The 20,526-nt window shown below is 62.9% G+C and carries 16 protein-coding genes and 5 tRNA genes; 15 read left to right on the top strand and 6 right to left on the bottom strand.

Annotation, left to right across the window (positions count from 1 at the left end; translation table 11 throughout):
• Positions 1–170 precede the first annotated feature (170 nt).
• The gene (fabI, locus tag BN2475_RS06610; protein WP_094778748.1) at positions 171–962 is read right to left on the bottom strand and encodes an enoyl-ACP reductase FabI; all 792 of its coding nucleotides are present in this window, start codon (positions 960–962) and stop codon (positions 171–173) included.
• 158 nt (positions 963–1,120) lie between these two features.
• Here fabI and BN2475_RS06605 point away from each other — a divergent pair, with 158 nt between their 5' ends.
• From BN2475_RS06605 to BN2475_RS06585, 5 genes are all read left to right on the top strand, one after another.
• The gene (locus BN2475_RS06605) at positions 1,121–3,112 is read left to right on the top strand and encodes an extracellular solute-binding protein (RefSeq protein ID WP_094778747.1); all 1,992 of its coding nucleotides are present in this window, start codon (positions 1,121–1,123) and stop codon (positions 3,110–3,112) included.
• A gap of 54 nt (positions 3,113–3,166) precedes the next feature.
• Complete coding sequence (locus tag BN2475_RS06600; protein WP_094778746.1) at positions 3,167–4,204, top strand: microcin C ABC transporter permease YejB; 1,038 nt, start codon at positions 3,167–3,169, stop codon at positions 4,202–4,204.
• Positions 4,204–5,310 carry an ABC transporter permease gene (locus BN2475_RS06595; protein ID WP_094778745.1) on the top strand — a complete coding sequence of 369 codons (1,107 nt, stop codon included), beginning with the start codon at positions 4,204–4,206 and terminating at the stop codon, positions 5,308–5,310. The genes BN2475_RS06600 and BN2475_RS06595 overlap by 1 nt, the downstream gene beginning before the upstream one ends.
• A complete protein-coding gene (locus tag BN2475_RS06590) occupies positions 5,307–6,941 on the top strand; it encodes an ABC transporter ATP-binding protein (RefSeq protein WP_094778744.1) in 1,635 nt (544 codons plus the stop codon). Before BN2475_RS06595 ends, BN2475_RS06590 begins: the two co-directional genes overlap by 4 nt.
• Positions 6,942–7,078: 137 nt before the next feature.
• Positions 7,079–7,744: a C40 family peptidase gene (locus BN2475_RS06585; protein ID WP_094778743.1), complete on the top strand. Its 666-nt coding sequence runs from the start codon at positions 7,079–7,081 to the stop codon at positions 7,742–7,744.
• A gap of 198 nt (positions 7,745–7,942) precedes the next feature.
• Here BN2475_RS06585 and BN2475_RS06580 read toward each other — a convergent pair whose 3' ends face one another.
• Positions 7,943–8,890: a patatin-like phospholipase family protein gene (locus BN2475_RS06580; RefSeq protein WP_094778742.1), complete on the bottom strand. Its 948-nt coding sequence runs from the start codon at positions 8,888–8,890 to the stop codon at positions 7,943–7,945.
• Between the two features lie 620 nt (positions 8,891–9,510).
• On the opposite strand from BN2475_RS06580, the gene gltX reads away from it, so the two are divergent.
• From gltX to BN2475_RS06545, 7 genes are all read left to right on the top strand, one after another.
• Positions 9,511–10,920 carry a glutamate--tRNA ligase gene (gene gltX / locus BN2475_RS06575; RefSeq protein ID WP_094778741.1) on the top strand — a complete coding sequence of 470 codons (1,410 nt, stop codon included), beginning with the start codon at positions 9,511–9,513 and terminating at the stop codon, positions 10,918–10,920.
• Between the two features lie 121 nt (positions 10,921–11,041).
• Positions 11,042–11,117, top strand: a tRNA-Ala gene (locus BN2475_RS06570).
• 165 nt (positions 11,118–11,282) lie between these two features.
• A tRNA-Glu gene (locus BN2475_RS06565) sits at positions 11,283–11,358 on the top strand.
• Positions 11,359–11,462: 104 nt separating this feature from the next.
• Positions 11,463–11,539 (top strand) — tRNA-Asp (locus BN2475_RS06560).
• Between the two features lie 61 nt (positions 11,540–11,600).
• Positions 11,601–11,676, top strand: a tRNA-Glu gene (locus BN2475_RS06555).
• 83 nt (positions 11,677–11,759) lie between these two features.
• Positions 11,760–11,836, top strand: a tRNA-Asp gene (locus tag BN2475_RS06550).
• A gap of 176 nt (positions 11,837–12,012) precedes the next feature.
• Positions 12,013–12,477, top strand: coding sequence for a GNAT family N-acetyltransferase (locus tag BN2475_RS06545; protein ID WP_094778740.1), 465 nt, complete (start codon positions 12,013–12,015; stop codon positions 12,475–12,477).
• Positions 12,478–12,503: 26 nt separating this feature from the next.
• Here BN2475_RS06545 and BN2475_RS06540 read toward each other — a convergent pair whose 3' ends face one another.
• Positions 12,504–13,403, bottom strand: a complete 900-nt coding sequence (locus tag BN2475_RS06540; protein WP_094778739.1) for an AraC family transcriptional regulator — start codon at positions 13,401–13,403, stop codon at positions 12,504–12,506.
• A 419-nt stretch (positions 13,404–13,822) separates the two neighbouring features.
• Here BN2475_RS06540 and BN2475_RS06535 point away from each other — a divergent pair, with 419 nt between their 5' ends.
• Positions 13,823–14,224 carry a gamma-glutamylcyclotransferase family protein gene (locus BN2475_RS06535; RefSeq protein WP_094778738.1) on the top strand — a complete coding sequence of 134 codons (402 nt, stop codon included), beginning with the start codon at positions 13,823–13,825 and terminating at the stop codon, positions 14,222–14,224.
• Positions 14,225–14,348: 124 nt separating this feature from the next.
• Here the strand turns inward: BN2475_RS06535 and aceB are convergent, their stop codons facing one another.
• Both aceB and BN2475_RS06525 read right to left on the bottom strand, forming a co-directional pair.
• Positions 14,349–15,950 (bottom strand): malate synthase A, encoded by a 1,602-nt coding sequence (gene aceB / locus BN2475_RS06530; RefSeq protein WP_094778829.1) that lies wholly within the window; start codon positions 15,948–15,950, stop codon positions 14,349–14,351.
• A gap of 83 nt (positions 15,951–16,033) precedes the next feature.
• Complete coding sequence (locus tag BN2475_RS06525; RefSeq protein ID WP_094778737.1) at positions 16,034–16,855, bottom strand: haloacid dehalogenase type II; 822 nt, start codon at positions 16,853–16,855, stop codon at positions 16,034–16,036.
• Positions 16,856–17,031: 176 nt separating this feature from the next.
• Between BN2475_RS06525 and BN2475_RS06520 the strand changes: the two genes are divergently transcribed.
• Both BN2475_RS06520 and BN2475_RS06515 read left to right on the top strand, forming a co-directional pair.
• Positions 17,032–17,934 carry a LysR family transcriptional regulator gene (locus tag BN2475_RS06520; RefSeq protein WP_094778736.1) on the top strand — a complete coding sequence of 301 codons (903 nt, stop codon included), beginning with the start codon at positions 17,032–17,034 and terminating at the stop codon, positions 17,932–17,934.
• Between the two features lie 223 nt (positions 17,935–18,157).
• A complete protein-coding gene (locus BN2475_RS06515) occupies positions 18,158–18,592 on the top strand; it encodes a universal stress protein (RefSeq protein WP_094778828.1) in 435 nt (144 codons plus the stop codon).
• A 265-nt stretch (positions 18,593–18,857) separates the two neighbouring features.
• Here BN2475_RS06515 and aceA read toward each other — a convergent pair whose 3' ends face one another.
• A complete protein-coding gene (gene aceA / locus BN2475_RS06510; RefSeq protein WP_094778735.1) occupies positions 18,858–20,162 on the bottom strand; it encodes an isocitrate lyase in 1,305 nt (434 codons plus the stop codon).
• Positions 20,163–20,526 lie beyond the last annotated feature (364 nt).

Here is a 20,526-nt window from a genome sequence, read left to right as displayed (position 1 = left end):
GCGATCAGGTCAGCGTCGCAAATGAAAAAAACCGCCCGGAAAAAGGGCGGTTTTTTACATTTGCAGCACACACCGGCGCGCGGTTGCGGCGGCAACGATCGAGGCAGCGGTTGGAGTCATGCGCTATGCCGCGCACGCATTCATCGCCACGCAGCGAGCGCGTTCATCATCTACTCGGCCACGGCAGCCATGCCGCCCACCACCGCACTGAAGCCGCTATCGACGTGCACGATTTCCGCCGTCACGCCGGCTGCCAGATCCGACAGCAGAAACGCGGCGGTATTGCCGACCTGTTCGATCGTCACGTTGCGTTTGAGCGGCGCATTCTGCTCGACGAATTCGAGAATCTTGCCGAAGCCTTTGATGCCGCTCGCGGCGAGCGTCTTGATCGGTCCCGCCGAAATGCCGTTCACGCGCACGCCCTGCGCGCCGAGCGATACCGCCAGATAACGCACGCTCGCTTCGAGCGACGCCTTCGCGAGTCCCATCGTGTTGTAGTTCGGAATCGCCCGTTCGGCGCCGAGATAGCTGAGCGTGAGCAGCGCTGCGTTCGGTGTGAACATCGATTGCGCGGCCTTTGCGAGCGCCGGGAAGCTGTAGGCGGAGATGTCATGCGCAATGCGGAAGTTTTCACGTGTCATGCCGTCGAGGAAATCGCCTGCGATCGCTTCGCGCGGTGCAAAGCCGATCGAGTGGACGAGACCGTCGAGGCCATCCCAGCGTTGCTTGAGCGACGCAAAGAGGGCGTCGATCTGCGCATCATCGGCAACGTCGCAGGGGAACACCAGATCACTGCCGAACTCGGTGGCGAATTCGCTGATGCGGTCCTTGAAGCGCTCGCCGACGTAGGTGAATGCCAATTCAGCACCTTCGCGTCGGCAGGCTTGCGCGATGCCGTATGCAATCGAACGGTTCGACAGCAAGCCGGTCAGCAGGATACGTTTGCCGGCGAGGAAGCCCATGAAACCTCCTGAACGATTTGCGCGCCATGCACGCGAAGGTCGCGCACGGCGCGCGCTCTTCCAGCGCAGATGGCGCGGATTAGAGGGCGTGGATTAATTGGGTAGAATTCTCTCACATTGCAATTGCCCCTAAATTGCCCTCTATTCAGCAAGGCCCTATGACAACTGGCTCGCGACGGGTTCAAACGCCTCGCGCATTTCGGCGCAGCGTGCGGTGCAGCGCGATTCACGGACCCTCGCGTTTCGGTCTCGCAGCGCTGCGGCGCGCATGGCGCTCGGCCAGCGCGCTCGCGTCAGCGTGCGCGCTCGCCTTGGCCGGTCTGCTTGCAGCGCCGCAGGCCCATGCCGTTCACGCGATCGCGCAATACGGCACGCCGAAATATCCGGCCGGTTTCAAGCACTTCGATTACGTCAACCCGGATGCGCCGAAAGGCGGCACGCTGGTGCTGGCCAATCCGAGCCGCCTCACGAGCTTCGATAAATTCAATCCGTTCACGCTGCGCGGTAATACCGCGCCGGGTGTGGACCTGCTGTTCGAGAGCCTGACGATCGGTAGTAGCGACGAAGTCGCATCGGCGTACGGGCTGCTCGCCGACGACATCGACATCGCGCCGGACGGCTTGTCGGTGACGTTCCATATCAATCCGCGCGCGCGCTTTTCTAACGGCGATCCGGTCACCGCCGAGGACGTCAAGTTCTCCCTCGACACGCTGAAGAGCCCGCAGGCCGCCCCGCAATTCGCGTCGATCTTCAGCGAGATCACGCGTGCGGTGGTGGTCGATCCGCACACCGTCCGCTTCGAGTTTCGCCAGCGCAATCGCGAGTTGCCGTTGCTTGCGGGCGGCATGCCGGTGTTCTCGCGCAAGTGGGGATTGAAGCCGGACGGCAGCCGCATTCCGTTCGACCAGCTCGCGTTCGAAAAGCCGATCGGCAGTGGCCCTTATCTGATCGAGCGCTACGACAACGGCCGCACCATCACGTTCAGGCGCGACCCGAATTACTGGGGCGCCGATTTGCCGGTGCGCGTCGGCATGTACAACTTCGATCGCATCGTCTACAAGCTGTATTCGGATAACACGGCGCGGCTCGAGGCATTCAAGGCCGGCGAGTACGATGCGTTGGTCGAGTATGTCGCGCGCAACTGGGTGCGGCGCGACGTCGGCAAGAAGTTCGATAGCGGCGAGCTGATCAAGCGTGAGTTCCCGCAACACAACGGCACCGGCATGCAAGGCTTCATGTTGAACACGCGACGGCCGTTGTTTCAGGACGTGCGGGTGCGCAAGGCGCTCGATCTCGCACTCGACTTTCAATGGCTGAACCGGCAGTTGTTCTTCAATCAGTACACGCGCATCGACAGTTTTTTTGCCAACACGGATTTGCAGGCCAAGGGCTTGCCTTCGCCGGGTGAACTGGCGTTGCTCGAGCCGTGGCGGGCGCAACTCGACCCCGCCGTGTTCGGTCCGCCGCCGAAGCAACCGGATACCGATCCGCCGGGCTCGCTGCGCGACAATCTGCTGCGGGCGCGTGCGCTGTTGCAGGAGGCCGGCTGGACCTATCGCGACGGTGCATTGCGTAACGCCAACGGCGACCCGTTCCAGTTCGAGATTCTCGACGACTCGGGCTCGGCCACGTCGATGGAGCCGATCGTCGCGACCTTCATCCGCAATCTGCAGAAGCTCGGCATCACCGCGACGTTTCGCGTCGCGGATTTCGCCGTCTATCAGAAGCGTCTTGACGCGTTCGATTTCGACGTCACGACGATCCGCATGCCGGACGTGCAGGTGCCGGGCTCGGAGCAGATCACCCGCTTCGGCAGCAAGGCCGCCGATACCCCCGGCTCCGACAACGTGATCGGTCTGAAATCGCCGGCGGTCGATGCGATTCTGAAGGCGCTCGTGCAGGCGCAGACGCGCGAGCAACTGGTCGACGCGACGCATGCGCTCGACCGGCTGCTGATGCATGGCTACTATGTCGTGCCACACTGGTACAGCGGCACGCATCGGGTCGCGTCCAGGCGCGGTCTTGCATGGCCGAAAACGTTGCCGCTGTACTATGGCGCGGAAGGCTGGATCACGTCGACGTGGTGGCACGAGCAGCCGCAGACCCAGCCGCAGCCGCAAGCACAGTCGCAAGCACAGCCGCACTCGTAGCCGTAGCCGCGTCAACGCGTCATTCACTCACTGCCTTCACTGGAACGCACGCTTATGTGGAGCTACATCGTCAAACGCCTGTTGCTGATGATCCCGACCTTGCTCGGCGTGCTGACGCTGACCTTCGTCGTGATCCAGTTCGTGCCGGGCGGCCCGGTCGAGCAGATGCAGCACGAATTGCGCAAGGGCGCCGAGAGCGGCGCGCCGTTCGGCTTGCGCGCGCATACCGGCGTCGACGCGCAACAGCTCGCGCAACTCAAGCAGCTTTACGGTTTCGACAAGCCGCCGCTCGAGCGCTACGTGCTGATGCTCAAGCGCTTCGCGACCTTCGACCTCGGCCACAGTTATTTCCGCCATCAAAGCGTGTGGTCGCTGATCGTCTCGAAGCTGCCGGTATCGATCAGCATCGGCTTGTGGACGTTCTTTCTGACTTATCTGATATCGGTACCGCTGGGCATCGCGAAGGCCGTGCGCAACGGCTCGCGCTTTGATGTCGCGACGAGTCTCGTCGTGCTGATCGGCTACGCGATTCCGGGTTTCGTGCTGGGAGTGCTGCTGCTCGTGCTGTTCGGCGGCGGCACATTTCTGCAGCTGTTTCCGCTGCGCAATCTCACTTCGGACAACTGGGCGCAGCTGAGTCTCGGCGCCAAGATCGTCGACTATCTGTGGCACATCACGCTGCCGATCACAGCGTCGGTGGTCGGCAGCTTCGCGATCGTCACGATGCTCACGAAAAACGCGTTTCTCGACGAGATCCGCAAGCAGTACGTGCTGACCGCACGCGCCAAAGGGCTGTCCGAAAAGCGCGTGCTGTGGAAGCACGTGTTCCGCAACGCGCTGCTGCCGCTGATCGTCGGATTTCCGGCTGCGTTCATCGGCGCGTTCTTCACGGGCAGCCTGCTGATCGAGACGCTGTTTTCACTCGACGGGCTCGGGCTGCTGTCGTATGAATCGGTGGTGCGGCGCGACTATCCGGTCGTGCTCGGCACGCTGTATCTGTTCACGCTGATCGGCCTCGCGACCAAGCTGATCTCCGACCTCTGCTATGTGTGGGTCGATCCCCGCATCCAATTCGAACAACTGGAGCGCTGATGAATCGAGCCCGCCTTTCAGTCGACGCGGCGGCGCGCACCGAAACCGCTCGCGCGTTCGCGTCGCCTTCGTCCGCGCGCCGCGTATGGCAGCGGTTTCGCCAGCAACGCCTCGGCTACTGGAGCCTGATCGTGTTCGTGGTCGCGTTCGCCGCGAGTCTCGCAGGTCCGCTATGGTCGAACGACAAGCCGGTGGTGGTGCGCTACGACGGCCATCTGTATTTCCCGCTCTTCAAAACTTACGCCGAGACCACGTTCGGTGGCGACTTTCCGACGCCGGCCGACTATCTCGACCCGTACATCAGGCACCGCTTCGATGCGCCGGGCAACTTCGCGCTGTATCCGCCGAACCGCTACTACTACGACACGCTGAATTACTTCTCGAAGGCGCCGAACCCGGCGCCGCCGTCGCGCGAGAACTGGCTCGGCACCGACGACCGCGGCCGCGACCTGTTCGCGCGCCTGCTCTATGGCTTCCGGGTGTCGGTGGAGTTCGGGCTCGTGCTCACGCTGATCGGCACGATACTCGGCATCGCCGCGGGCGCCGTGCAAGGTTATTTCGGAGGACGAACCGATATCATCGGCCAGCGTCTGATCGAAATCTGGAGCGCGATGCCCGAGCTGTACCTGCTGATCATTTTTTCGTCGATCTTCGAGCCGGGTTTCATCCTGCTGATCGTGCTGCTTTCGCTGTTCGGCTGGATCGGCTTGTCCGATTACGTGCGCGCGGAGTTTCTGCGCAATCGCCAGCAGGACTATGTGCGCGCGGCGCGCGCAATGGGCCTGTCGAACTGGCAGATCATGTGGCGCCATGTGCTGCCCAATAGCCTCACGCCGGTAATCACGTTCCTGCCGTTCCGCATGAGCGGCGCGATCCTTGCGCTGACGAGCCTCGATTTCCTCGGCCTCGGCGTGCCGTCGCCGACCCCCAGCCTCGGTGAACTGCTCGCGCAAGGCAAGGCGAATCTCGACGCGTGGTGGATCTCGTTGTCCACCTTCGGTGTGCTGGTCGCGATGCTGTTGCTGCTGACCTTCATGGGCGATGCGCTGCGCAACGCGCTCGATACCCGCATCGCCGACGCGATGCGCGCCGGAGGCAATCAATGAGCGCGACGGTTCAGAACCACGCATCGCAGGTGCCGGCGCCGCCGCTGCTGGAACTCGACCATCTGCAGGTGAGGTTCGGCGAGACCGTTGCGGTGAACGATGTCACGCTCGCGATCCAGCGAGGCGAACGGGTGGCACTGGTTGGCGAATCGGGCTCGGGCAAGAGCGTGACCGCACTGTCGATCCTGCGGCTCCTGAATGACGCGCAGGTGAGCGGGTCGATCCGTTTCGATGGCAAGGATCTGCTCGCGAGCAGCGAGCGCGAGATGCGCGGCTTGCGCGGCTCGGACATCGCGATGATCTTCCAGGAGCCGATGACCGCGCTCAATCCGCTCTATACGGTCGGCGACCAGATCGCGGAAACCATCGTCGTGCATGATGGCGTGACGGCGAACGAGGCGCGCAAACGCGCGGTCGCGCTGCTCGCGCGCACCGGTATCGCCGAACCCGGCAAGCGCGTGAACAGCTATCCGCATCAGCTGTCGGGCGGCCAGCGTCAGCGCGCAATGATCGCGATGGCGCTAGCGTGCCGTCCACGGCTTCTGCTGGCCGACGAGCCGACCACGGCGCTCGACGTGACGATCCGCGCGCAGATCGTCGAGCTGCTGCTGGAACTGCAGCGCGACGAAGCCAGCAAACGCGGCATGGCGGTGCTGCTGATCACGCACGATCTGAATCTGGTGCGCCACTTCGCGCAGCGCATTGCTGTGATGGAGCGGGGCGTGCTGGTGGAGAGCGGACCGGTCGAGCGGGTGTTCGAGGCGCCGCAGCATCCATACACGCAGCGCCTGCTGGCGAGCCGGCCGCAGCGCACGGTGGTGCCGGTATTGCCGATCTCGCCGGTGTTGCTCGAAGCGCGCGAGGTGTCGGTCGATTTCAGAACGAAGCTGCCTGGCTTTCGCGGCTGGTTCCGCTCGGGACGTTTCCGGGCGGTCGCGCAGGCGGACGTGTCCGTGCGGCAGGGCGAAACGCTCGGGATCGTCGGCGAATCGGGTTCGGGCAAGTCGACCCTCGCGATGGCGCTGCTCGGTCTGCAACGCACCGCGCACGGCGAGATCGAGTTTCAGGGCAGGCCACTCGGCACCTATCGCGGCGCCGAACAGACCGCGTTGCGCTCGAACATGCAGGTGGTGTTTCAGGATCCGTTCAGTTCGCTTTCGCCGCGCCAGACCATCGAGAGGATCGTCGGCGAGGGGCTCGCGTTACATCGGCCGCAGATGACATCACAAGCGCGGCGCGACAAGGTGATCTCCGTGCTGCGCGAAGTCGGCCTCGACCGCACGGTGCTGTATCGCTATCCGCATGAATTCTCCGGCGGCCAGCGTCAGCGGATTGCGATAGCGCGCGCCCTGGTGCTGGAGCCGCGCGTGCTGATCCTCGACGAACCGACCAGCGCGCTCGATGTTTCGATCCAGCAGCAGGTGCTGAAATTGCTTGCCGGATTGCAACAGAAGTACAACCTCGGCTTCGTTTTCATCAGCCACGATCTGGCGGTGATCGGGGCGATGGCGCATCGCGTGGCGGTGATGCAAAACGGTTGTATCGTCGAAAGCGGGGAGATTGAGAAAATTTTTGCGAACCCGTCGCATCCGTACACGCGAAAGCTGCTGAAAGCAGCGCTTGACCCTTGATTTTTCACCCTTTCACCAATTAGGTGCGCTTGTTGATTGAATTTTTCTATTTGTTTTGACACGTGAATACTTACTGGCTAGTATCGACCAAACTTTTTTTCGTAGCCCACTGATTTTCAGGCAAAAACTACAGACCAATGCAGCGCAGAAACCTGACCCAGGCTTGCACGCGCGTCGTCGCCGGGATGTTCATTGGCGTCTTGATGGCAGCAGCTCCCGGCGCGTTCGCCGATGAAGCAAGCAATTTCACCCAGAATGTCTCATATTCGACCTCTAGCGGGTCGAATTCTTTGTCCGCCTCCAGTTCGCAAAACGCTGCTTCCGACAGCGATAGTCGCGCCAAATCCTTCCTTTCCGGCATGGCCGGCAAAGCGGGAGACGTGGTGGTCGGCGCACTAAACATGATCGGCGTTCGCTACCGTTGGGGGGGCAATACCCCTGATTCAGGGCTCGATTGCAGCGGATTCGTGCGCTACGTGTTCCAGGATACGCTCGGCATGGCCTTGCCGCGCCGCGCGGAAGAAATGAGCCGCGTCGGCGAGAAGGTCCGCGTGAGCGACCTGAAGCCGGGCGATCTGGTGTTTTTCAACACGATGCGCCGCACGTTCTCGCACGTTGGCATCTATATTGGCGACAACAAGTTCGTGCATTCGCCGTCCACAGGCAGCACCATCCGTGTCGATGACATGGATAGCGGCTACTGGGAAAAGCGCTTCACGGGTGCGCGCCGGATCGAGGCATCCTTTCAGGAAGGCGAAGATCTGCGCAAGCGCGTGAATGCGACGATTGGTGCGAATAACTGATCCGCCTGAGTCCGCGGTGCCGTGTCTGGCATAAGAAAAAGCCTGCTTCGTTCGAAGCAGGCTTTTTGCATTGGGCGGCGGGCTTTTGCGCGCGGGCGCAGCGCTTTTGTGGCTCGGGTCGCGCCGGGATCCTCCTCGCGCGGCTGTACCGCTGCGCTGTCTGGTGGGCAACGGTGCAATCCGCGCCGCGCAGCCAGCTTACGCCGCGACGCGACGTGCGGCCAGCTTGCGTTGCAACTCCGGCATTATCCTCGCCGCCGCTTCTTCACCGGCCAGAATCGCGGCGTTGCGCTGCGAGAAATCACTGCCGCTCATCGCGGCCAGATTCGGCCGGATCACGACGTCGGCATACTTGTCGAGTTCATAGGCCTTGATCGTCTGGCCCATGATCGTGAAAGTCTGCATCAGCACATCGAACGAACTGGCCGTCAGACCGCTTTCCGGGCGCTGCGAGATATCCACGGCGATCACGAAATCCGCCCCCATCTTGCGCGCGAATGAAGCCGGCACCGGACTCACGAGGCCGCCGTCAACATATTCATGTCCGCCGATCTTCACAGGCTCGAAAATCGACGGCACGCTGCACGACGCGCGCACCGCGACGCCGGTATTGCCGCGCTGGAACAGGATTGGCTGGCCGGTTTTCAGATCCGTTGCGACCACGCCGAGCGGCTTGGTCATCTTTTCGATCGGGCGATTGTTCAGCGTCGTATTCAGGTAGTTCTGCAGCGCGACACCCTGCAGAAAACCGCGCGTGCGAAACGGCATGGCCCAGTCGCTGATCGAGGCTTCGTCCATGTTCAGCGCGAGCTTGTTCAGCGCAAAGCCGTTCATGCCCGACGCGTACAGTGCACCGACCACCGACCCGGCGCTGGTGCCGGCCACCAGATCGATCTGAATATTGCGCGCCTCCAGCGCCTTGATCACGCCGATGTGCGCGAAGCCGCGCGCCGCGCCGCCGCCCAGCGCCAAGGCGACACGGATGGGCCGCTGCGGCTTGTCAAGCGGTGGCGGGGGGAGCGTGGGGGTGGCGGCGACCGGGGTGCTGTCGGTTTTGCTGCCAGTGGTGGTGCAGGCGGCCAGTAGCGCGGAGGCGGCTGCCAATGAAAAGTTGCGGCGGGTAAGACGGGGCGACGAGGGTTTCAACGAATTCTCCAGCGACGGCGCGGGCGACGCAATCGGCGTCGTCGCGGGCCGCGATCAGGCTGATAGTCGGACGGCCGGAATCGCGGTGGCGATTCCACGCGCGATTGATCTATCTCCAACCGTCGCGCGCGCACATCATAAATCAAAGCCCTGCGCGCGCGTCGGCCTGGTAATGAAACGTTGCAGAGGAAGCCTTCGGTTGATGCGGCGCGCGGCTTTCGCGAGGCGCGGGCGACCCGGCTCCTGGGCGCTCGATGACGCGCGGCCGATGCATAGCCGACACGCGCGGACGCAGCGAGGCATGGCAGCGGCGCAATCAGGGGGGCGGCTCGCGTGTCTTGCAATCGCTGCGGCTGAACTGCTGACCAGCGCCGCATGCGAGTCCCGTCAGGCAGGCTGAACAAGCCGCCGCGGCAGGCGCCAACGCGCGTCGTCCGCGCGGCCATCAGCCGTTCGGACGAGGTCGGGCAACGCGCGTGCGGCGGGTATAATTCGGCTCTCGCATTTATTTCCTCCGCGTCCATGGACGGCGTTCCCGGCCGCATGGGCGCGCTTTGCTGCCGCGCTTCACGGGTGATATCCGCGTGAGGTGCCGGCGCCTGCTTTTCGAGTAACCGCTAATGACCACCTCCGTTCGTACCCGTTTCGCACCGAGTCCCACCGGCTTCATCCACCTCGGCAACATTCGCTCCGCGCTCTATCCGTGGGCGTTCGCGCGCAAGATGAACGGGGCTTTCGTGCTGCGGATCGAGGACACTGACGTCGAGCGCTCTACCACCGAATCGGTCGACGCCATTCTGGAAGGCATGGCGTGGCTCGGCCTCGATTTCGACGAAGGTCCGTTCTACCAGATGCAGCGGATGGACCGTTACCGCGAAGTGCTTCGCCAGATGCAGGACGCGGGGTTGGTGTACCCGTGCTACATGTCGACGGAAGAACTGGATGCGCTGCGCGAGCGGCAACGCGAAGCCGGCGAGAAGCCGCGTTATGACGGCACGTGGCGTCCGGAGCCAGGCAAGGTTCTGCCGCAGCCGCCCGCGGGCGTTCAACCCGTCATGCGCTTCCGCAATCCATTGACGGGCATGGTCGCGTGGGACGACGCTGTGAAGGGCCGCATCGAAATTTCGAACGAAGAACTCGACGACCTCGTGATCGCGCGCCCGGACGGCACGCCGACGTACAACTTCTGCGTGGTGGTCGACGATCTGGACATGCGCATCACGCACGTGATCCGTGGCGACGACCACGTGAACAATACGCCGCGGCAGATCAACATCCTGCGCGCACTCGGCGGCGAGCCGCCGGTGTACGCGCACTTGCCGACCGTGCTGAACGAGCAGGGCGAGAAGATGAGCAAGCGCCATGGCGCGATGAGCGTGGTGGGTTATCGCGACGCCGGGTATCTGCCGGAAGCGGTGGTCAACTATCTGGCGCGTCTGGGCTGGTCGCATGGCGACGCGGAAATCTTCTCGCGCGAGCAGTTCGTCGAATGGTTCGATCTGGAGCACCTGGGCAAGTCGCCGGCACAATATGACCACGACAAGCTCAGCTGGTTGAACGCGCACTACATCAAGGAAGCGGATAACGCGCGCCTCGCCGGGCTCGCCAAACCGTTCTTCGCCGAATTGGGTATCGACGAAGCTGCGCTCGCTCAGGGTGCGGATCTGCCGGTGGTGGTGGGCTTGCTGAAAGATCGCGCGGTGACGGTGAAGGAGATTGCGGAGAACGCCGCGATGTTCTACCGGGTTCCGGCCCCTGACGCCGAAGCGCTGGCGCAGCACATGACCGACGCCGTGCGTCCGGCGCTCGCCGATCTGGCCGCTGTGCTGAAGACGGTGGAATGGACCAAAGAGGCGATTGCCGCCGCACTGAAGGCCACGCTCGGTGCGCACAAGCTGAAGATGCCGCAACTGGCGATGCCGGTGCGTCTGCTGGTGGCGGGCACGACGCATACGCCGTCGATCGACAGCGTGCTGATGCTGTTCGGGCGTGACGTCGTCGTGAGCCGTATTGAAAAAGCGCTGGCCTGATGCGTTCGCGCGTGCATTGAGAGGGTTTGCATGCGGCTCGAAAAAAGTCGCATGTAATTGCTCAAAGGGTATTTACAAAGCGCAAATTGGTCTCTAAAATCTCGTTTCTCTGATGTGCGACGGGGGTATAGCTCAGCTGGGAGAGCGCTTGCATGGCATGCAAGAGGTCAGCGGTTCGATCCCGCTTACCTCCACCAACAAAGCAGAGTAAAGTTGTTCCGAAGTCCGGAAGTTGTAGAAAAAAAGACTTCACAAACGGTTGTAACGTAGTTAAGATAGCGGTCTTCGCGGTTGACGAAACGAAATAACTGACAAGTTAGCGTAAGTTGGCAGCGAGTTAGAGACAGATCTGAAAAGATTATGTCCCCTTCGTCTAGAGGCCTAGGACATCACCCTTTCACGGTGAGTACAGGGGTTCGAATCCCCTAGGGGACGCCAAACATCAGCGTCGCTTTAGTGTTCGGGTTTCAAGGCCCGATTGGCGGTAAAGCAGCGCAGCTTGCAGAGAAATAACCGACGCTCGCAAGCCAGATGTAAAGACTGGAGTGGTAGTTCAGTCGGTTAGAATACCGGCCTGTCACGCCGGGGGTCGCGGGTTCGAGTCCCGTCCACTCCGCCAGACAAAGCCCGTTCATACAAACCTGAACGGGCTTTTTCATTAAAGGTGTAAGCAGTACGTTGTCCCCTTCGTCTAGAGGCCTAGGACATCACCCTTTCACGGTGAGTACAGGGGTTCGAATCCCCTAGGGGACGCCAGAACTTCGGCGTCGTTCGGTTGGAAGTTTGAACGGCGCAGCAGGCGCATGAGTATCGCTCACACGCCGCGGTGCAAAAAATCTGGAGCGGTAGTTCAGTTGGTTAGAATACCGGCCTGTCACGCCGGGGGTCGCGGGTTCGAGTCCCGTCCGCTCCGCCAGATTTTAGAAAGCCCACTTCGCAAGAAGTGGGCTTTTTTTATTGCCGCTGACCATTGCCCCCGGGCGTGCGCTGGACGCGCTGGCCATCGCCCCTGAGCACGGTCGGGACAAACAGCCATTGCCAGCGCGCGCGGCCTGTTTTACCGTTGATCCGACTCATCCTCGCCGCGCCACCATGTTCGATCCAGCCGAAGCCCCGTCACCGTTTCATCTGCGCAGCGCCAGCATGGATGATTTCGAGTTCGCTGAGGCGCTGACCCGTAACAACATGGGCGGCTACTATGACCGGCACCATCTGGTATGGCGCAGCGATCTGTTCCTCGGCAGCTGGCGCGAATCGGAGAATTTCATTCTCGAACTGGCGGGCCAGCCGATCGGCGTGCTGCGCATCACGCAGGAGGGCGATTCGCTCCATATCCGCGACGTGCAGATCGCCGAAGGGTATCGGCGGCTGGGCGCCGGCACTTATCTGCTCGACATCTCACATCAATGGGCGCGCGAGCGTGGGCTGCGCGAACTGCAGCTGCGCGTGTTCGTCGACAATCCCGCGGCGCGGCTCTATCAGCGCAAGGGATACAAGCTCGCGGGGCCGCGTCTCGCGCAGCTTGGCGCGATCCGCCATCTGGCGCGGCGGGTCTGAGGCCGGAACTCCATTTTCCTGGCGTGCTAGCGTCCGATACCGCTCGGCGCATCCGCGCGATCCCGCGTCATGTCTTCGTCCGCGTCCGCCTTGCCGTGCTCGCCATGCTCCACGCGATGTTCCGAACCCCGCTCGATAAACGCACGCGGACTTTCGCCGAAGGCCCGCCGGAACATCGCGGAGAACGCGCTTTGGCTCTGGTATCCGAGCTCCTGCGCGACATGCGCGAGCGGCCGTCCCTGGCTCAATAGCGGAATCGCCCGCGCCAGAATCGCCTGCTGACGCCATTGCGAAAAACTCACGCCCAACTCCTGGCGAAACAGCCGCGCAATCGTACGCGTACTCGCGCCTACGCTGGACGCCCATTGTTCGAGCGATTCGCCATGAGTCGGGTCCGCGATCACGGCCTCGCATAGCGCACGCAGACGCTTTTCGTTGGGCATCGGCACGGACAGCGGCAGCGGCTCCGAGCGCGTCAGTTCGTCGAGCGCGAGGGCGCCGAGCAACTGCTCGCGCGCCGCTGAAATGCCAGGCGTATCGAGCGCGGCGATCACCTCACGCAGCAGATCGGAGACTTCGACGACGCGCGGCGTATCGAGTCCGGCCGGCACGGTGCTTTCGGTGATATAGAGCGTGCGCAGGAACGCGTCCTCGACGGCCACCACTTCGTGCGTCACATGCGGCGGCAGCCAGATTGCCCGCGACGGCGGCACCATCCATGTCGTGCCGGTGGTCGCGACGCGCAGCACGCCGCGCGACGCATAGGCCACCTGCGCCCACGCATGCGTGTGGCGCGCGATGTGCCAGCCCGACGGCATCGGCCGGGAGCGCACGCGGATCGGGTGCGTTTCGGACGGCTGGAACTCGGGCGGGATGTCGGCCACGCGAACGGAGCCCGACAACGCTGGGTCGGCGGACGAAATCATGGCAAGTTCGGTCCAGATGGTGGAGTGCTGGAAATTGCAAGGACCGGCAACACCGGGTCGCGGCGGCTCTGCCGCCACCAGTCGGAAGCCGCGTTGCCGGCGGGCTCCATCATTGTAGATGTTGGACCGATCCCGCCGTTGCATAATGTCCCGATCGCCGGGACTTCGAGGAAAGCGTAGTGAGTTTTGCCACCGCGGACTTGTGCGACGCGCACGAAGACCAGTTGGCACTCGGCGTGGCGCCGCTTGCAACCTGCCGGCAACGCTGAACTGAAATGCCAACCGGCCCCGGATCGAACCGAAGCCCCGAACCGAAGCCCCGAACCGAAGCCCCGAACCGAAGCCCCGAACCGCAGCCTCGAACCGAAGCCTCGAACCGGAGCTCCCCCGAACCCCTCATACCAGGAGAACCCACGACGATGCAGACCGTCTTTGTATACGGCACGTTGCGCGCCGGTGAAGTGAACGACATCAGCGAAGCCGCAGCGCGCAACGACGTCGCCGCGCCGAATCTGCTCGGCACGGCCACCGTGCGCGGCCACCTGTTCGACTTTGGCGCGTATCCGGGCCTCGTCGTCGACGAAGCGGGCGTCGACGTCGTTGGCGACGTCTACGAAATCGACGATGCGCTGGTCGCGGTGCTCGACGAAATCGAAGCCGTGTATCCGGGCGTCGAGGATCGCTTCGTCGCACGCGAGGTGATGGTGAAGGTAGACGACAGCGTCGTGAATTGCCGTTTCTATCCGGTCATACCGAGCGCGGTGAAGGGCCTGCCGGAAATCAGATCGGGCGATTGGGTCGCGTATCGCAGCACGCGCTGAGCGGATGCAGCGCACGCGTATGCCCACTGCGTGCAACGCGATACAAACGGGCCGGCAGACATGCGCCTGCCGGCCCGTGCCGCTGACACGCGCGATGCGTTGGCGGCCTTGAACGCCGGCGGCCTTAAATTTCCTCGTACAGCGGCAGCGTCAGGAAGTCGGTGAACTGCTCAGACGTCGACATCTGTTCGAAAATCTGCGCGGCGCGTTCATACGGTTTCGTATCACCACCGACTGCCTGCTTCACCTTGTCGAGTTCCTGCACCGACAACTCCCGCACGAGTTCGACCGTCACTTTGCGGCCGTCTTCGAGCTTGCCCTTGGGCGAGCGAATCCATTGCCACACCTGCGAACGCGAGATCTCGGCAGTCGCCGCATCTTCCATCAGGTTGTGAATCGGCACACAGCCATTGCCCGCGAGCCACGAACCCAGGTAGTGAATGCCGACGTTGATGTTGTTGCGCAGACCGGCTTCGGTGATCGGCGTCGCCGGGCGGAAGTCCATCAGGTCGGTGGCGGTGACCAGCACGTCGTAGCGTTGCTTGCCGATCTGGTTCGGCCGGTTGCCGAGCACCTTGACGAACTCTTCCATCGCGACCGGCACGAGGCCCGGATGTGCGACCCACCCGCCGTCGTAGCCGTCGTGGGCATCGCGCGCCTTGTCGGAGCGCACGCCGGCCATCGCCTTGTCGTTGGCCACCGGGTCGTTCTTGATCGGGATCAGCGCGCTCATGCCGCCGATCGCCGGCGCGTTGCGGCGATGACAGGTCTTGAGCAGCAACAGCGCATACGCGCGCATGAACGGCGCCGTCATCGTGATCTGCGAGCGGTCGGCGAGGCAGAAATTGCGGTCGACCTTGAACTTCTTGATTGCGGAGAAGATGTAGTCCCAGCGCCCCGCGTTCAGGCCCGAGCTATGTTCGCGCAGTTCGTACAGGATCTCGTCCATTTCGAATGCGGCGAGGATCGTTTCGATCAGCACCGTTGCGCGAATCGTGCCGCGCGGCACGCCGACTGCTTGCTGCGCGGCGACGAAGATGTCGTTCCACAGACGCGCTTCCAGATGGCTCTCCATCTTCGGCAGATAGAAGTACGGGCCCGAACCGCGTGCGACCAGCTCTTTCGCGTTATGAACCATGAAGAGCGCGAAGTCGAAGATGCCACCCGACACGCGTTCGCCGTCCACCTTCACGTGCTTCTCATCGAGATGCCAGCCGCGCGGACGCACGATCAGCGTGGCGACCTTGTTGTTCAGCTTGTACGACTTACCGTTCTGTTCGAGCGAAATCGTGCGGCGCACCGCATCCTTCAGATTGATGTGGCCGATGATCTGGTTATCCCAACTCGGCGCATTCGAATCTTCGAAGTCGGTCATGTAGGAATCCGCGCCCGAGTTCAGCGCGTTGATGATCATCTTGCGCTCGACCGGACCGGTAATTTCCACGCGGCGACATTGCAGGTCCTGCGGCAGCGGCGCGATCGTCCAGTCGCCGTCGCGCACGCTTTTCGTTTCGGCGAGAAAGTCGGGACGCTCGCCGGCATCGAGGCGCTTCGTGCGTTCCGCTCGCGCGTGCAGCAACTGCCGACGGCGCGCCTCGAAGCTGCGATGCAGCGCGGCGACGAGTTCGAGCGCGTCGCGCGTGAGGATCGTTTCATAGCCCGGCTTGATTTCGCCGGTGATTTCCATGCCTTGCGGCAGCGACAACGATGACAGTGGGTTTGCCATGGTTTCTCCTTGGTCGGTCAGATTGCAAAGATGCGGATGTTGAAAAAACGCTTGATTGACGTTACCGGGTCCGGTGGCGGCCGTCACGTGCCGGGGCTGTGGCGCGTGCGACTGCCGCCGGGATGGCCGGTGGCGCCTGGGTTGCTGCGGGTTCGGCCGGATCGGCCGGGTGGCGCGAGGGTCTGTAGAAAGGCAAGCAGATCGTGCATGGCACCGCCCGCGCCATGCGGAGTCACGCCGAGTTCTTCGGCGGGCGCGTTTTGCCGGTTGAGCCAGAACGTGGTGAAGCCGAACCATCCCGCGCCCGCCACGTCCCAGCCGTTCGACGATACGAAGACAATCTCGCGCGGTTGCGCGTCGAAGGCTCGCGTGCCGAGTGCATAAGCGGCGGGCGAGGGCTTGTAGGCGCGCACGGCGTCGACGGACAGAACATGGTCGAACAGCCCGGTCATGCCCGCGCTTTTGATGGCGATGTCGAGCATGTGCGGGTTGCCGTTCGAGAGGATCGCGAGACCGAAGCGCGCGGTCCGATCGGGTGTTGTGTCGCGCAACGTGCGCAGCGCGGGCACGGCATCGGGAAATGCGGACAGGCACGCGTATTCGTCCATCAGACGCTTCTCCGCCGAGCGGCCCAGCGTGAGCTGATGTTTTTTCGCGGCGAAGCGCAATGCGTCGAGTGTGATGTCCCAGAACGGGCGGTAGTGCGCGCCGGGCGCGTCGGCGGGATCGGCCAGCGTGCGCAGTTGCGTGTATTCGATCTGTTTCTGACGCCACGAGTGGGACAACGCGTCGCCGTGGCCGGGGAACATCTGCTCGGCGGCAGCGATCACCGAGTGCACGTCGAAAAGCGTGCCGTATGCGTCGAAAATCACTGCTTTGGGGGAGGGTGTCGTTGTGGCCGACATTGCCGTGCACTCCTGTCAGAGGTCGGGACGAATTGTATTAGTGCTGCTGGATGCTGAAAAAGAGGCTAAACATCACTTGATCTTTTACTTTCATGCACCTAATCTGACGCGCATCTACCACTTTCGCGCGTAGCCTCAAGGGGGACTTCCTTCGGAGCGCTCGGCGCGCACCATCCATGGACCGTTTCAAGCAAATCGAGACCTTTGCCGCCGTCGCGGCGAAAGGCAGTCTGTCCGCCGCGGCGTTCGCCGAAGGCGTGGCGCCGGCGATCATCGGCCGCCGCATCGACGCGCTCGAAGAACGCCTCGGCGTCAAATTGCTGGTACGCACGACCCGTAAGATCACGCTGACTTTCGAAGGCTCGGCGTTTCTCGAGGACTGCCAGCGCATCATCCACGACATGCAGAACGCCGAAGCGAGTGTGTCGGCCGGCGGCGTGAAAGCGAGCGGCCATCTGCGGTTGTCCGCGCCGGCAGGTTTCGGGCGCCGGCACGTCGCGCCGCTGGTGCCGGCATTCACCGTCGCGCATCCGGACGTGTCGATCACCCTCGATCTGTCCGATCGTCTCGTCGATCTGGTCAACGAGGGTTTCGATTGCGCGGTGCGTCTGGGCGAATTGCCGGATTCGTCGCTGGTGTCGCTCAAGCTCGGCGAAAACCGCCGCGTGTGCGTGGCGTCGCCCGCTTACCTGAGCCGGCGCGGCGCGCCGCACACACTGGCCGATCTCGCGCATCACAACTGTCTCGCGCTCGCCGCGAGCGCCAACCAGCAGCGCGGCTGGATGTTCCAGCAAGGTGACAAGGTCCTCTCGATCAAGGTGTCCGGCACGATGGAGTGCTCGGACGGCGCGGTGCTGCACGAGTGGTGTCTCGCGGGCTACGGTCTCGCGTGGCGTTCGTGGTGGGAGGTCGGCACGGAGATCGCGGCCGGGCGGCTGGTAAGCGTGCTCGACGAATTCGCCGCGCCGCCGATCGGCATCCACGCAGTATTCCCGCAGCGCCGCCATTTGCCGCTGCGGGTGAGGCTGTTTCTGGACTTTCTCAAACATACGTACGGCCATCCCGGATACTGGGGCTGAGGCTGAGGCCTGCCGACGCCGACGCTGCGCGGTCACGCACGATCACGCACGATCACGCACGATCACGCACGAGCGCGCGGGCAACGGGTTTTCGATATGCGGACAGACCCTCGGCGGATCCATACCCTCATTTGCGCGACCTACAATCGACTGAAGCGGCTTGCACGCCGAGCCTCGTGGGACGCTGACGCCGCGCTGCGCGCAGCCGGCGACGGAGGGCAAAATGTTCAGGCACATCCTGATTCCGACTGATGGTTCAGAGCTGTCACGTAAAGCGATCGACGGCGCGATCGATCTCGCGCAGGCCGTCGGCGCGCGTGTCACCGCCTACGCGTGTCTGCCGCAATATCCGTACTCGCCATTTTCGGACGTGGTGGTCGAGCCGCCGGCCGAGTTCCTGCAGCGCAGCGAGCGGGAAGCGCGCGTGCATCTGCGCGAAGTGGAGATGGCCGCGCGTCGTGTGGGCGTCGCGGTCGACAGTCACACCAGCGTTCATCCGGCGCCGTATCTCGGCATCATCGAAGCGGCGGAGAAGGGCGGCTGCGACGTGATCTTCATGGCTTCGCATGGGCGGCGCGGTCTCGGCAGCCTGCTGATCGGCAGTGAAACGCAGCGGGTTCTGACGCATACGAAGATTCCGGTGATCGTCTATCGCTGAACGGCAGGCGCGCGGCGTCCAGCGCCGACGGCATAAAAAAACGCGCCGGCGGTGAAGCCGGCGCGTCCATGTTCGCCGCGCGGTACGCACACGACGCGTTGCGCCGGCGGTTCTCCGCCGCGGCCCACCTTCCGACCGGCCGCCGAGGCCGACAGCGAACAGCCCCTCGGCGCGGTTCCTCCTGCGACCGCAGCTCTCTGCCGCAGCCGCCTGCCCGTCTTCTGCGTGCTCTTCTGCGCTCAGGCCATGCGGCCGGGCAAGCCGATCACGCGACCTTCTTGTCGAAGAACTGTTCGTCTTCCGTCGAACCGTGCAGCGCGGTCGTCGATGCTTCGCGTTCGACCGTTTGCGTCACGGCGTCGAAGTAGCCGGTGCCGACTTCGCGCTGGTGCTTCACCGCAGTGAAGCCCTTTTCGGCGGCGGCGAATTCAGCCTGCTGCATTTCGACGAAGGCGGTCATTTGATTGCGGGCATAACCATGCGCGAGGTTGAACATCGAATAGTTCAGCGCATGGAACCCAGCCAGCGTGATGAACTGGAACTTGTAGCCCATCGCGCCGAGTTCGCGCTGGAACTTGGCGATGGTCGCGTCGTCCAGATTCTTCTTCCAGTTGAACGACGGCGAGCAGTTGTACGACAGCAGCTGGTCCGGATATTCCTTGTGGATCGCGTCGGCGAATTTCTTCGCGAACTCGAGATCCGGCTTGCCGGTTTCGCACCAGATCATGTCGGCATACGGCGCATAGGCGAGACCGCGCGAGATCGCCTGCTCGAGACCTGGCTTGGTCCGATAGAAACCTTCCACCGTGCGCTCGCCGGTCAGGAACGGCTTGTCGTTATCGTCGACATCCGACGTGATGAGATCGGCGGCTTCGGCATCGGTGCGGGCCAGCAGCACGGTCGGCGCGCCCGAGACGTCGGCGGCCAGACGCGCGGCGGTCAGCTTCGCGACGGCTTCGCGGGTCGGCACGAGCACCTTGCCGCCCATGTGGCCGCACTTCTTCACCGACGCGAGCTGGTCTTCGAAGTGCACGCCCGCGGCGCCGGCTTCGATCATCGCCTTCATCAGCTCGAACGCGTTCAGCACGCCGCCGAAGCCGGCTTCCGCGTCGGCCACGATCGGCGCGAAGTAGTCGACGTAGCCTTCGTCGCCCGGGTTCTTGCCTTCCGACCATTGGATCTGGTCCGCGCGTGTCAGCGTGTTGTTGATGCGCTTGACGACGAGCGGCACCGAGTTGGCCGGATACAGCGACTGGTCCGGGTACATTTCACCGGCGACGTTCGCATCGCCCGCCACCTGCCAGCCCGACAGATAGATCGCCTTCAGGCCAGCCTTGACCTGTTGCATGGCCTGGTTGCCGGTCAGCGCGCCGAGCGAGTTGACGAACGGCTCGGTGTTTACGGCCTGCCACAGCTTTTCGGCGCCGCGCCTGGCGAGCGTGTGCTCAACCTGAACCGAACCGCGCAGACGGATCACGTCTTCCGCGGTGTAGGTGCGCTTGACGCCTTTCCAGCGCGGGTCGGTTTCCCATTGCTGCTTGAGTTGCTGCGCTTGCTGTTCGCGGGACATGGTGTTCTCCTTGGTTGCCTGAAATGGATGGGTGAGTCTTGTCTTCGTCGAAGCGCTGGACCGGTTGTCGTTTTGTTTCGCGAAGTCTTATATAAGAGTCTAGGCAAATCGAAGATCTTGAAATAGCCGCCGCGAGGCGTTTTTAGAATATTTATTGTCGTTTATATTCAGTAACTTATTGACGACGTTCCGCATTAAGAAATGATTTTTTCCATCTCGCAACGCCGCGTCTTGTGCCGTGCAGCACGGCTTTTTACGACGCAAAAAAATTTTCCATATCGTGAAATATGGGGAGGCACAATTGATGGGCGAAAAAAAACCGGTGCCTGAGCACCGGTTTCTTCTGACTGACGGACCGCGCGAG

Origin of the sequence: Paraburkholderia ribeironis (genome assembly GCF_900019265.1) — a bacterium.
GTDB lineage: Bacteria > Pseudomonadota > Gammaproteobacteria > Burkholderiales > Burkholderiaceae > Paraburkholderia > Paraburkholderia ribeironis.
This window is presented reverse-complemented; position numbering and strand designations above follow the sequence as displayed.